General features: G+C 40.0%; 15 protein-coding genes. 11 read left to right on the top strand and 4 right to left on the bottom strand.

Going from position 1 to position 13,103, the window contains the following annotated elements; genetic code table 11:
• On the top strand, positions 1–1,521 hold a 1,521-nt coding region (locus BM390_RS09085; RefSeq protein WP_218161157.1), incomplete at its 5' end, for an IS200/IS605 family accessory protein TnpB-related protein.
• Positions 1,522–1,607: 86 nt separating this feature from the next.
• Complete coding sequence (locus tag BM390_RS09080) at positions 1,608–2,048, top strand: PLP-dependent transferase (RefSeq protein WP_186808963.1); 441 nt, start codon at positions 1,608–1,610, stop codon at positions 2,046–2,048.
• A 114-nt stretch (positions 2,049–2,162) separates the two neighbouring features.
• Here BM390_RS09080 and BM390_RS09075 read toward each other — a convergent pair whose 3' ends face one another.
• A complete protein-coding gene (locus BM390_RS09075; protein WP_062323458.1) occupies positions 2,163–2,381 on the bottom strand; it encodes a hypothetical protein in 219 nt (72 codons plus the stop codon).
• Positions 2,382–2,441: 60 nt separating this feature from the next.
• Complete coding sequence (locus BM390_RS09070) at positions 2,442–3,440, bottom strand: YeiH family protein (protein WP_089854409.1); 999 nt, start codon at positions 3,438–3,440, stop codon at positions 2,442–2,444.
• 170 nt (positions 3,441–3,610) lie between these two features.
• On the opposite strand from BM390_RS09070, the gene BM390_RS09065 reads away from it, so the two are divergent.
• The 5 genes from BM390_RS09065 (at position 3,611) to BM390_RS09045 (ending at position 7,494) form a co-directional block, all read left to right on the top strand.
• Positions 3,611–4,486: a LysR substrate-binding domain-containing protein gene (locus tag BM390_RS09065; protein ID WP_062323456.1), complete on the top strand. Its 876-nt coding sequence runs from the start codon at positions 3,611–3,613 to the stop codon at positions 4,484–4,486.
• Between the two features lie 71 nt (positions 4,487–4,557).
• Positions 4,558–5,115, top strand: coding sequence for a maltose acetyltransferase domain-containing protein (locus BM390_RS09060; protein ID WP_062323454.1), 558 nt, complete (start codon positions 4,558–4,560; stop codon positions 5,113–5,115).
• 189 nt (positions 5,116–5,304) lie between these two features.
• Positions 5,305–5,793 carry a ribonuclease domain-containing protein gene (locus tag BM390_RS09055; RefSeq protein ID WP_177220692.1) on the top strand — a complete coding sequence of 163 codons (489 nt, stop codon included), beginning with the start codon at positions 5,305–5,307 and terminating at the stop codon, positions 5,791–5,793.
• Positions 5,790–6,059: a barstar family protein gene (locus BM390_RS09050; RefSeq protein WP_062323450.1), complete on the top strand. Its 270-nt coding sequence runs from the start codon at positions 5,790–5,792 to the stop codon at positions 6,057–6,059. The genes BM390_RS09055 and BM390_RS09050 overlap by 4 nt, the downstream gene beginning before the upstream one ends.
• 88 nt (positions 6,060–6,147) lie before the next feature.
• Positions 6,148–7,494 carry an APC family permease gene (locus BM390_RS09045; protein ID WP_062323449.1) on the top strand — a complete coding sequence of 449 codons (1,347 nt, stop codon included), beginning with the start codon at positions 6,148–6,150 and terminating at the stop codon, positions 7,492–7,494.
• Between the two features lie 107 nt (positions 7,495–7,601).
• On the opposite strand, the gene BM390_RS09040 is transcribed toward BM390_RS09045, so the two are convergent.
• A complete protein-coding gene (locus tag BM390_RS09040) occupies positions 7,602–8,282 on the bottom strand; it encodes a peptidylprolyl isomerase (protein WP_089854405.1) in 681 nt (226 codons plus the stop codon).
• Positions 8,283–8,357: 75 nt separating this feature from the next.
• Between BM390_RS09040 and BM390_RS09035 the strand changes: the two genes are divergently transcribed.
• Positions 8,358–9,104 carry an N-acetylmuramoyl-L-alanine amidase gene (locus BM390_RS09035; protein ID WP_089854402.1) on the top strand — a complete coding sequence of 249 codons (747 nt, stop codon included), beginning with the start codon at positions 8,358–8,360 and terminating at the stop codon, positions 9,102–9,104.
• A gap of 44 nt (positions 9,105–9,148) precedes the next feature.
• Here BM390_RS09035 and lexA read toward each other — a convergent pair whose 3' ends face one another.
• Positions 9,149–9,772 (bottom strand): transcriptional repressor LexA, encoded by a 624-nt coding sequence (lexA, locus tag BM390_RS09030; RefSeq protein ID WP_062323445.1) that lies wholly within the window; start codon positions 9,770–9,772, stop codon positions 9,149–9,151.
• Between the two features lie 145 nt (positions 9,773–9,917).
• Between lexA and BM390_RS09025 the strand changes: the two genes are divergently transcribed.
• The 3 genes from BM390_RS09025 (at position 9,918) to tkt (ending at position 12,957) form a co-directional block, all read left to right on the top strand.
• Positions 9,918–10,580, top strand: a complete 663-nt coding sequence (locus BM390_RS09025; protein WP_062323443.1) for a YneB family resolvase-like protein — start codon at positions 9,918–9,920, stop codon at positions 10,578–10,580.
• 40 nt (positions 10,581–10,620) lie between these two features.
• The gene (locus BM390_RS09020) at positions 10,621–10,845 is read left to right on the top strand and encodes a DUF896 domain-containing protein (protein ID WP_062323441.1); all 225 of its coding nucleotides are present in this window, start codon (positions 10,621–10,623) and stop codon (positions 10,843–10,845) included.
• Between the two features lie 114 nt (positions 10,846–10,959).
• Positions 10,960–12,957 (top strand): transketolase, encoded by a 1,998-nt coding sequence (gene tkt / locus BM390_RS09015; protein ID WP_089854398.1) that lies wholly within the window; start codon positions 10,960–10,962, stop codon positions 12,955–12,957.
• The last annotated feature ends 146 nt before the right edge of the window (positions 12,958–13,103 follow it).

Here is a 13,103-nt window from a genome sequence, read left to right as displayed (position 1 = left end):
GGTTACTTACCATTATACAAGACTTGGGGAGGTACTTCCTTTTTTATGCTTCAAAACCATTGGGCCGCAAGGCCTCAGAATTATGAAATTCATTCGCGTAATAAAAAAGAACAAATCAACGCCGTTAAAAGAAAATTAAAAGCGACGAAGGCGCGCTTGACGACACTTCAAAAGATAAAAGGCTCTTTTGTCAAAGGAACACCGATGTTCAATAAAACATCACGTGAACAACAAAAAGGAGCCTTTTTTGTTGTGACATATAAGCATTCCACACGCTTATTTTACTGTGCTTATGATTTTGAACATCAATACCTTGATGTTGAAATCAAACACCTGAAGTCTCGCTTGGGCCAGTTGAACTTTAAGAAAGATCGATATGAAAAACAATTGATTCAATTGACAAACAAAGTGACGGGTGTATGTTTCGGGAGTAAGAAACTCGCGCGCGGCCGGTTAACGCAAAAGTCTTATCACGCTCATCCTGAGCGTTGGCAGAAAGATTGGGTAGCGGCGCGTTACGGTAAGATGACCATTTCGGGACGAAAAGATGCCAAATCAGGTAACTTTGTCTTTCATTATCACCCAGAGACGCATACTCTTACCTTTAAGGCGATCAACCAATGCGTCATTCGTCTCGCTAACGTTGTTTTTCCTTATGGCCAAGATCATGTCAATCGTGCCATTCAGACACAAATGAACCTGAAAGATAAGAAAAAGTATGGGAAGCCTATCGGATGGTCACTTGAGGATCATGGTGACTACTACATCGTTAAATGCTTAATCGATGTGCCGCCTGCACCCTACCTGAATACCTCAACATCAATGGGTATGATTGGGGTTGATCTGAATGTAAATCATATCGCTGTCGCCAATGTCAACGCCATAGGTCAATGTGTGGATGCCTTCACGCTTTCATTTAACTTAGAGGATAAAACCAGTGGGCAGCAGGCGAAAATCATAGAAGCAGAGGTTATTGCCCTCGTTGACTATGCCGTTAAACATCATAAACCACTCGCCATTGAAAGATTGGATACGACGCGGTCCAAAGTGTCGCGTCCTTATGGACATAGCAAAGCCAATCACCGAATGAGTCAGTTTGCTTATCAAAAGATGATCATGTCAATCCGATCAAGAGCTGAAAAAATGGGGGTTGCTGTGTACATTGTTAATCCCGCTTATACCAGTCAAATTGGCAAGATGAAATATATGAAGCGACTCGGTGTGTCCATTCACATGGCAGCCGCTTATGTCATTGCCCGTCGGGCAATGGGCTTTAAAGAAATACTCCCACCGATGTTGTATTCACTTGTTCCAGAGCAGAAACAAGGTCTACACCATTGGGCGCAATGGGCGTATATGACGCGTACCCTGTCTTTTGTTAGAACCCATGCGTTCTACCAGACAGAACGATTCGACCAAAGCAAGTTGTGTTCCTGGGACACACTATTTCTCCAACATGCTTTAACAGATGTTGAGAAAATAGGTTTGCGGCGGTTGGAGAGTAGAAAAACCTATGCTTAGTTGAATGAGCATGGGTCGCCTTTAGGGTGTCCTTATGGAATCCCCTTCCTCAAACATTCGTGAGAATGTTAGGTGGGGGTAGTTCAATGAACTTAGGCCTTGAAACATTGGCCGTTCGAATAGAAAGACATTGTCAGAACGCATTAGAAGTAGCGACATTCTTAAATGACACATCAGACATTCAAGCGGTGTACTATCTTGGTCTTAAGACCGATCGTTACCATGAGCGGATGAAAAAATATACACCAGAAGGGGCGAGTGGCGTTATATCCTTTGATATTGCAGGTGGAAAAGAACGGGCAATTAAGTTTATGGATGCTTTAAAGCTTGCCAGTAATGTTGTCCACGTCGCAGACATTCGTACCTGTGTGTTGTACCCAGCTTCTGAAACGCATCGGCAGTTAACAGATGAGCAATTAAAAGACGCCGGCATCACACCAGGATTGATTCGTTTATCAATCGGTTTAGAAGATATCGAGGATATTATTGAAGATATCCGGCAAGCTTTTGATGCTTCAAGGGCCTAGTTCAAAGAGTGAATGGTCGTAATAGGGTAGAGAAAAGCCGTCAACATATTTTTTACGTGTTGACGGCTTTTCTAATGTTTAACACCGTGATTTACACTATATTCATCGTGCTAATTAGAAGAACTTTTTTATGTTACCTAACATATCATCTACCTGTTCAAGGTTTAATTTTGCCTTTACCCCCTCAACAATCGGGTCGATATGTTCATTCGGTAAGTTTATATCAAATGTTTCTTCTAGGGCTGTTGTTGGATCATCAAAAAACTTTTCTTTAAAATTTTCATCCGAACGGACTTTGTTCACGACATCATCAATGATTCCCTTAATATCCATATTTATCACCTCTTCAACAATATTTTGCTTCCTACTTATTCTTACCACCGAATGCTTTCGTTAAAACGTAATAAGTCCCATCGACATTTCAACGATAAAAGCGACAATCACAACTAAAATCGAAATAATAAAGCCTAAGGCAAAAGGTTTCAATCCTGACCGTTTCACGTCTTTTAATGATGTTTTTAATCCAATGGCCCCAAGTGCCATGACCATGAGGAATTTACTAATCGTTGATAATGATGCCTGTAATGCGTCAGGAATAAGACCAACTGTATTAAAGACAGCCATCACGACAAACCCAAAAATAAACCAAGGGAAAATACTCGTTAGTTTGAATGCAGGGCGCTCTTCAGCTGGCTCCATCCGGTGCTGAATCATTGAAAAGACGAGAATCGTTGGAATAATGGCTAATGTTCGTGTTAATTTGACGGTTGTCGCAAAGTTGCCCGCTTGTTCAGAGAAAGCGTAGCCTGCAGCGACGACACTAGATGTATCATTGACAGCTGTTCCTGTCCAAAGACCATAAGCAATATCTGATAACCCTAACCACTGTCCCATCAGTGGGAAAAGTAGTATCATCAGCATATCAAAAATAAAGGTCGTTGACATCGCATAACTAATATCCGCATCACGCGCTTTAATAACAGGGGAAAGTGCCGCAATAGCGGATCCACCACAAATGCCCGTACCAGCAGAGATTAACGAACTCATACGCCAATCAATCCCAAACACTTTTCCAATCAAATAACCTCCTAAAAAGCAGGTGATAAGTGTAAAGACCATCACATTAAGCGATAATTTTCCGACGTTTAGAATTACGGATAAGCTAAGCGTACTTCCCATCAAGATAATCGCAAACTTTAGCACTTTTTTCGAAGTGAAAGATAACCCTTTTTGAACGTTTGGTTTGTTGTTTATAACAGGATGTAAAATGATACCGATAAATAGAGCTAAAATAGCGGCACCAATAATGTCTATCGGTAAGAGTGTCTCAACAATCGTCGCTATTAATGCAATCATAAACGATAAGATTAAACCGGGTAATATATTTTTCATCTATTGATCAACCTTTCTATTACTACTTACTTTAGCATAATACATTTTTATGATAAAATAAAATGATGATTTTTTATTTATGATAAATTTATATTATGAATATAACTCACTTTACTAAACATCATGACTTAACATGATGAAGATATGGATAGACAGAAAGGAAGGTAATCATGCTTGATCAAAAATTACGTACATTCATTAAAGTCGTTGAATATAAAAACTATACAAAGGCAGCAGAAGCGTTAAATTTAACGCAACCAGCTGTTAGTCAACATATTAAAAAATTAGAAGCACACTATGGTCTGCCACTCATCGAATTAAAAGGGAAAGCTGTTAAGCTTACTAAACAAGGTGAAATTGTCTATAATTATGTTCAAGTACAGCGTTCGAATGAGGCCCATTTATTAAATAAATTAAACCGCGTCTCACAACCGATCCGAATCGGTGCGACGTTATCGATAGCGGATTATTATTTAGAATCCTACTTGGATTATTATTTACACAAAGGGTATGATGATGTCTCAGTGACGGTCAATAATACAAAAGTCATGTTGCAAAAATTATTAGATGATGAACTGGACGGCGCATTTATTGAAGGCATCTTCGACAAAGATATGTTTAATTACGAAGCTTTCACTCGAACCAGTTTTAAAGCAGTAGTGAGACATCATCATCCGTTGTTAAAGGAAACCCGACAATTAAAGGATCTGTACAACTACCCGTTAATTTTAAGAGAACAAGGATCAGGCACACGTAAAATCTTTGAACAATACCTCAGTCAACAGAATGAGTCTTTGCTATCTTTTAAAAAAATATACGAAATCGGCAGTTTTATGTTGTTAAAATCGATGTTAAAAAATACTGATGCGGTGTCGTTTATGTATGAAAATGTTGCTTTAAAAGAAGTGACCAATCAAACGCTTGATTACGTCACACTTTCTGATGTAACGATTGAACGTCCGCTTTACTTTATTTATCCAAAGCACTCACTCAAATCAGAGAAGTTAAAAACATTTTATCGGCGCTTTTTTAATGCTGATAATTAAGTATGTGGTGTGTTTATATAAACGAGAAATAGACAGACCATTATTATGACGATAGAAATGGGGCCTAACCGATGACTGAAAAGGAAAAGATGATTGCAGGAGAAATGTATGACCCAAGTGACGAAACACTGATGAATGATCGTCTTGCTGCTAGAAAGATGGTCAGACAATATAACGAAACAACAGAAGAACAACCAGACACACGCGCCAAACTCTTAAAAGAGCTATTAGGTTCAACAGGTCAACACATCTATATGGAACCTAATATTCGTTTTGACTATGGCTATAACACCCATGTTGGCGAGAATTTTTATGCTAACTTTGATAGTATTATTTTGGACGTATGTGAGGTGCGAATCGGTGATAACTGTATGCTTGCGCCAAATGTCCAAATTTACACCGCCACACATCCAGTGGAACATCTTGCGAGAAATTCAGGGAAAGAGTACGCTAAACCGATTACGATCGGGAATAATGTCTGGATTGGAGGGGGCGCCATCATTAATCCAGGAGTGACGTTAGGAGATGGTGTCGTCGTTGCATCTGGCGCTGTTGTCACAAAGAGCTTTCCAGGAAACGTCGTGATTGGCGGAAATCCTGCGCGAATGATAAAACATATTGATCAATAGACGCTTATCACTATTCGAAAAACAAGACCTTCTTTTTAGTGTGGTCTTGTTTTTTGTTAAAGGATTCTTCATGTTAGAGGTAAAGCAGAATATAAAATATACAGGCGATTAGAAGAAAGATGATAAAAACCTATTGGCAGACACCTATTGATTGTATATAATTGTACGGGTTACAGAACATGTAGGAGGATGACACTGTTGAAAAAAATCAGTCATATCATACTTTTATTATTCGTTGCACTGGGTGTCACACTTGTATCAGGTGACGATATCTTTGATATATTCATAGATCAAACCGACCAATCAACGAGCCAAGTGGACATAGAAGAAAGTGGGCACTACACAAGTGTTGAAGCAGTGAGCACTTATATTACAATGTATCAAGCCTTGCCATCTAATTATCTAACAAAAAGCGAGGCTTATGATTTAGGCTGGGAACCAGATAAAGGGAATCTACATGACGTTGCGTCAGGTATGAGTATTGGTGGTGATCGTTTTTATAACCGGGAAGGGAAACTGCCAGAAGCCGCTGGTGTGACGTATTATGAAGCCGACATTGATTATACAGGTGGCTACCGCAATGAAAAACGACTGGTCTATTCAAATGGGGGAGAGATCTACTACACAGCGGATCATTATCAAACATTTGAGGAGATAGAAGTGGGGGAATCTCAATGACAGAAATTGTCTTAGATGGTGAGCGTATCGTCACTCTCGGTGACGTTCATAGGGAAGTAACAGACGTGCTTAAACCGAATTATTACGGTGCTAATTTAGATGCTCTGTGGGATGTAATAACCTCTCAAAAAGCCGTGCGTGTCGTCATTAAACATGAGGCGTTACTACAACAACATTTAGGGAATGACTATCAATCATTGATAACCCTGTTTAACGATGCGGCTAAACAAGTGTCGATTAATTTTTCAATAGTTATCATACGTTAAGGCATTTATATTAAAGAGCGTTTATACTTTAGTAAATACGACATGAGAGACATAAACAGACAGTGACGTCTAAAAGGGAAGTGATAGAATGAGTATGGAATCAATACCATTAAAAAAGAATTTAGGTACACTTGATTTAGTCTTGTTAGGGCTTGGTGCGGTCATTGGCACAGGCATCTTTGTTGTGACTGGTGCTGCTGCCGCTACGTATGCCGGACCTGGCTTAATCTTTTCATTTATTATTGCAGGGTTCGTTATTTTTCTTATGGGCCTTTGTTATGCTGAGCTAGCTAGTCGGTATCCCGTAGTCGGCGGACCATACGCCTATATGTTACAAATTGCTGGGAAACGCTTGGCTTGGGTCGCTGGCTGGTATACCATTTGGGAATATTTACTCGCTAGTGCCTCAGTTGCGTCCGGTTGGTCAGGTTATGTCAATGGCTTTTTAAACGGCTTAGGTGTTGGCTTACCCGTTATTTTTCAGGCCTCTTTTAATCCGGAACAGGGGACATATGTGGATTTAATTGCCGTGTCGATGACACTGCTTGTAACGTGGCTTGTCTCGTTTGAGGCTAAGAAAGCTTTACGCCTTAATAACTTTATGTTTTTTATTAAGTTCGGGATTATCGCTTTATTCATCATCGTTGGTATCTTTTTTGTTGAACCCAGCAACTGGCAGCCGTTATTACCGTTTGGATTTTCGGGCGTTGCGAGTGGAGCGGCGTTATTGTTTTTTGCCTTTTTAGGTTTTGATTCGATATCGATGGCAGCTGAAGAAGTGAAGAACCCTCAAAAGAGTTTGCCCCTTGGCATCTTTTTCGCGATTGGTATTTCAGCGTTACTCTATATTTTAGTCACGCTCGTTCTTACCGGAATTGTGCCATTTACTGAACTCAATGTCAAAGACCCGGTTGCCTTTGCGCTTCGATACGTCGATCAACACGTGCTCGCAAGCATCGTTTCAGTCGGCGCGATATTAACGCTTTTAACCGTGCTTATTGCGATGCTTTATGGACTTGCGCGTTTACTTTTTGCGATGAGTAAAGGGGGGCTTTTACCACGATACATGAACCAGGTCAATAAAAAGACCGGGGTCCCTACGAATGCGACATGGACAGCCGGTATTATCACAAGTATTTTTACTGGGTTAATCCCACTTCAACAATTAGCAGAAATCACAAATTTAGTCACATTAATTGTGATGATGATGCTTGCGATTGGTGTGATTGTCATCCGTAAGCGTGAAGGAAAGCCAACAGATGGTAGTTTTTATGTCCCACTTGTTCCGCTTGTCCCAATACTAGCTGTTCTATCAACACTCTATTTAATTTTCCAATTGTCACTTTTAACGTGGCTACTCTTTTTAGTAGTGACATTCATTGGCTACATTATTTTTATTGTCAATCAAAGAAAAACAGCGCACAAAACTTCATGAGTTATATACCCTTGTATTAAGAATAATTATGAGAGAAAAGCCCTTCTTCACATTCGAAGAAGGGCTTTTGCCGTTTTATTTTACTAAAAGCGATTATAGTGTAGCGCTTATTTTTTTAACGGATCCGGATAATCGACACCTTTTGTATCCACTGTCATCGTTTTGATTTGTTGTTCTTCAACTGGCACATCATTTGGGCCTGTTTCTACTTGAGCTAGTTTATTTACTACTTCCATACCTTCAGTCACTTGACCGAAACCAGCATATTCACCGTCTAAATGTGTGGCCGCCTTATGCATGATAAAGAACTGCGAGCCGGCAGAATCAGGTGATTGTGACCGGGCCATAGAAATGACTCCGGGCTCATGAACCAAGTCATTATCAAATCCATTGGAATTAAATTCACCAGGAATCGAGTAATCGGGTCCACCTAAACCGTTCCCTTGTGGATCGCCACCTTGAATCATAAAGTCTTCGATAATGCGATGGAAAATGACACCATCGTAAAACCCATCTTCGATGAGTGCGATAAAATTCGCAACGGTATTTGGTGCTGTATGTGGATACAGCTCTAATGTAATTGTCTCACCGGTTGCCATTTCAATGGTAACAATCGGATTGTCCGTCACTTCAGGGTATTGCTCATAAAAGGCGGTTTGTTCTTCTTCAAAGGTAAGGGTTGTGTCTTCTGGAGTGTCTTCTATTGGTTCATCAGTCGCTGTGTCAGCACATCCTACAACGATGGCAATAAGTAAGACTGACGAAAGTAATAACGCTATTTTTTTCATTGATATTCCTCCTGCATGTGTATTCCTCAGATAGTATAGCACGAAAAAATAGAAAAGAGAAAGGGCGATATACCATTGCGAATATTTTTAGATCCTGGTCACGGGGGACGTGACCCTGGGGCCTGTCATAAACAGTTAAAAGAAAAAGACCTGACGTTAGCTATAGCGCTGCGTATACGAGATCAATTAACTCAGCACAAAGATATCATGATTAAATTATCCCGACACGTTGATGAGACGTGTTCATTATCCGATAGAGTTCTTCTGGCTGAGCGTTTTAAAGCAGATTTTTATCTATCTATTCATATTAATGCAGGAGGAGGAACAGGTTTTGAAAGTTATCGGTATTTAAATACGAGTAAAAAAACAGGTGATTACCACCAATTCATTCATCAAACCATCTGTCAATCATTAGACGTGACCGACCGCGGTATGAAAAAAGGAGATTTTTATGTCTTAAGAAAAACGTCAATGCCTGCCGTACTAACAGAATCACTGTTTATTGATCATCCGCTTGATTATGTTGCCTTATTTAAGTCATCGATGGTTGAAAAAATCGTAGCAGCTCATGTCAAGGCTATTATATCCGTGAAAAACACGTTACTAAAACCGAATAGTATAGTATGTGGTTCGTTTAAAAATATCATATTAGCAAATAAACGCCAAGCCGAACTAAGCCAGCATGGTTTTGACGTTGACATTATAAAAGCAAACGTCAACGGTGCGCCATTTTACCGGGTGATCGTTTATGATGATGGGGTGACACCAAACGTAGAGGCGAGACTAAATGCGCTAGGGTATAACAGCTTTAAAACGAGCTAAAAAATAAAAGCAGGGTCATTGGTAAACACCAATGACCCTGCTTTTTATTTAATGTGGCGGTACAAACCGACCAATTTACCTAATACCGTTATGTTTTTATATAGAAGAGGCTCCATATTTGAGTTTTCTGGTTGTAAGCGAATATGGTCTTTTTCTTTAAAGAACCGTTTCACTGTCGCTTCACCGTCGTCCGTTAAGGCAACAATAATATCGCCATTATTTGCGGTATTTTGTTGTCTAACGATGACAACATCTCGGTTATGAATACCTGCTTCAATCATACTGTCGCCCTCAATTGTTAAGGCAAACGTATTAGTTTCTGTATTTGTTAAATATGATGGAATTGGAATAAATTCATCAATATTCTCAATTGCGGTAATCGGAAGTCCAGCGGTTACTTTCCCGATGTGAGGGGCATAAGCCACTTCACTGCGCATCTTCGGATTCATTTCTGTTCCGTCAACGATTTCAATCGTCCGTGGTTTAGTCGGGTCACGTCGAATATAGCCTTTTTTCTCCATGCGAGCGAGATGACCATGGGTTGTTGATGTAGATGATAAGCCAACTGCTTCACCAATTTCTCTTACAGAAGGTGGATAGTTTTTAGTTGCTTGATAATGTTTAATGAAATTAAGAATCGCTTCTTGACGTTTTGATAGGGTATCCATTCATTGTCCCTCCAATCAATTTTAGTTAAGTATACCATATTAATGTAACGTAAATCAAACGTTTGTTCGAAAAACATTGACACCGAACAAACCCTTTCGCTACACTAAAATAGAAAGTATGTTTCCATGAAAAGAAGGTGCAACAATGCGTGTCATTATTTACTGTCGAGTCAGTACAACAAAAGATGAACAAGTCTCGTCACTCATCCGCCAAAAACAAGAATTATTAGCGTTAGCTGAACATAAACAGATGGATGTTCTTGATATTATCGAAGAGAAAGTAAGTGGGTATACAATTGAGCGTGACGGCTTATTGTCATTATTTGATCAATGCCAAACCGGGAATGTCGATGCGGTACTCGTTCAAGATGAAACACGGTTAGGCCGCGGTGAAACGAAAATCGCTATTTTCCATCAATTAAAGAAATCCGGCGTGAAGATCTTTACCCAATCGCAAACAGGTGAATTTCAGTTATCTGAATCTGATCGTATGGTGTTAGAAATCGTGGGGATTGTGGAAGAATACCAACGAAAAATCCATAACTTAAAAATCAAACGCGGGATGAAAAAAGCGGTACAAAATGGTTACCGACCTGAGAAAAACTTAACAAAGATTGACCAAGCAAAAGGGCGAGACACAAAAGTGTTTCCGGTTGAAGAAGTTGTTAGGTTGCGAAATAATGGGCTAACATTTAAAGATATTGCGCTTACCTTACGTGGTTTAGGTTATAATGTATCTAAAGCAACCGTCCACCGCCGCTATCAAGAATACCTCTCACTTGCAGAAAGCGGTGAAGATTCGTTATGATAGACATAGTGAAAATCAACAAATTAAGGAGATTTAAAATATGCTGTCACAAGAAAAGTTAGCCCGCATTAATACTTTAGCTAAAAAAGCAAAAGCGGAGGGCTTATCAAATGAAGAAAAAGAAGAACAACAAATCTTACGAGAAGAATATTTACAAAATGTAAGAAAATCATTTAAGAACCAATTCAAGGGGATGACCATCGTTGATCCTAACGGCGATGATGTCACACCCCAAAAAATCAAGAACTTACGGTCAAAAAATTAAGATTATTCATTAAAATGTACAATTTTGTCTTGTGTAAATAGCGTTTTCATTATAGGATATAAATTGTACGTACATATTAATCTATGTATGAATCCAGAAAGGGGTTTAAGAAGTATGACAAATCAAGTACAACAAACATCAATTAATGCTATTCGTACGCTTTCTATCGATGCCATCCAAAAGGCAAACTCAGGACACCCAGGGTTACCAATGGGGGCTGCGCCAATGGCGTACACATTATGGACTGAGTTTATGAACCAAAATCCAAAGCATTCAAAATGGTTCGATCGTGACCGCTTCGTTTTATCTGCGGGTCATGGTTCTATGTTACTTTACTCATTACTACACTTATCAGGTTATAATCTAAGTATTGACGACCTTAAAAATTTCCGTCAATTAGGGTCACATACACCTGGACACCCTGAAGTGACAGATACAGATGGCGTCGAAGCAACAACAGGACCTTTAGGTCAAGGGATTGCGATGACTGTCGGCATGGCGATGGCAGAAGCTCATCTAGCGGCAAAATATAACCGTGATGACTTCAATATCGTTGATCACTATAGCTATGCACTTGTAGGTGATGGTGACCTTATGGAAGGTATTTCACACGAAGCGGCTTCACTAGCGGGTCACTTAGGATTAGGCAGGTTAATCGTCCTTTACGATTCAAATGATATCTCATTAGATGGCGATTTAGATAAATCATTCTCAGAATCTGTTGAAAAACGTTTTGAATCATACAACTGGCAAGTCATTCGTGTCGATGATGGTACCGATGTTGAGGCAATTAAAGCGGCCATTAAAGAAGCACAAGCCAACACAACACAACCGACAATGATTGAAATTAAAACCGTTATTGGTTATGGTTCACCAAATAAACAAGGTAAGAGTGATGCTCACGGTGCGCCACTTGGTGATGATGAAATCAAACTTGTTCGTGAGAACTACGCTTGGAATCATGCACCATTTGAAGTACCTGAGGACGTTTACCAAGACTTTGAAACAAAAGTAGCGAAACGCGGCGCTGAAGCAGAAGCTGAGTGGAATAAACTTTTCGAAGCTTATAAAGCAAAGTATCCTGAATTAGCAGCAGAATTTGAACTAGCGATGAACAACGAATTACCAGAAGGATGGGCAGACGAACTACCAATCTTCACACCAGGTGAAGATACACTAGCCACACGTGCTTCAAGTGGTAAATTAGTCAATGCGCTATCAAAAGCTGTTCCAAGTCTATTTGGCGGTAGTGCTGACCTTGCTGGTTCAAACAAAACACGTATGGATGATGAAGAAGACTTTGATAAAACAAACTATGCCGGCCGAAACATTTGGTTTGGTGTACGTGAATTTGCGATGGCAGCGGCTCTTAACGGTATGGCGCTTCATGGCGGTTTAAAAGTATACGGCGGAACATTCTTCGTCTTTAGTGATTACTTACGCCCAGCTGTTCGTTTATCAGCGATTCAAAAGTTACCAGTGACTTACGTGTTAACGCATGATTCAATTGCGGTAGGAGAAGATGGCCCAACACACGAACCGGTTGAACAATTAGCCGCCTTCCGTGCAATGCCTGGTATTTCTGTTCTTCGTCCAGCCGATGGTAACGAAGTAGCAGCGTCATGGCGCTTAGCGATGGAGTCAACGGATACACCATCATTACTTGTCTTAACGCGTCAAGACCTTCCAACACTTAAAGGTACAAACTACGAAGGCGTTAAAAAAGGTGGTTACATCGTAAGCCCAGCAGAAAAAGCTGTCGCTGACGGTATTTTAGTCGCAGCTGGATCTGAAGTTCAACTGGCGGTAAGTGCGCAAGAAGAACTGAAAGCAAAAGGCATCGACGTGAGCGTTGTTAGTATGCCAGCTTGGGATCGTTTCGAGCAACAAGACCAAGCATACAAAGACTCTGTCTTACCTAAAGATGTGAAGAAACGTCTGGCCGTTGAAATGGGATCTCCACTTGGATGGGATCGTTACGTTGGTGATGAAGGTGATATCTTAGGTATCGATACCTTTGGTGCATCTGGTGAAGGTAACCAAATCATGGCACACTTTGGCTTTACTGTAGATAACGTTGTGAAACGTTTTGAAGCAGTATTCAATAAGTAACCGATGCAGTTAAAATGAATAATTAATCTTCATGAAGAACCCTTTGATTGTTGTAAGGGTTCTTCATTTGTCTCGTTTAAGATCACTTAAGATTGAGATTAAGGGTGAGTTTACTTGTTGCTATTGTAATTAAGTGAAATATTTAA

This window comes from Halolactibacillus miurensis, assembly GCF_900116255.1.
GTDB classification, from domain to species: Bacteria; Bacillota; Bacilli; order Bacillales; family Amphibacillaceae; genus Halolactibacillus; species Halolactibacillus miurensis.
The sequence above is the reverse complement of the archived record's forward strand: the minus strand, read 5'-3'. Positions and strand labels throughout refer to the sequence as shown.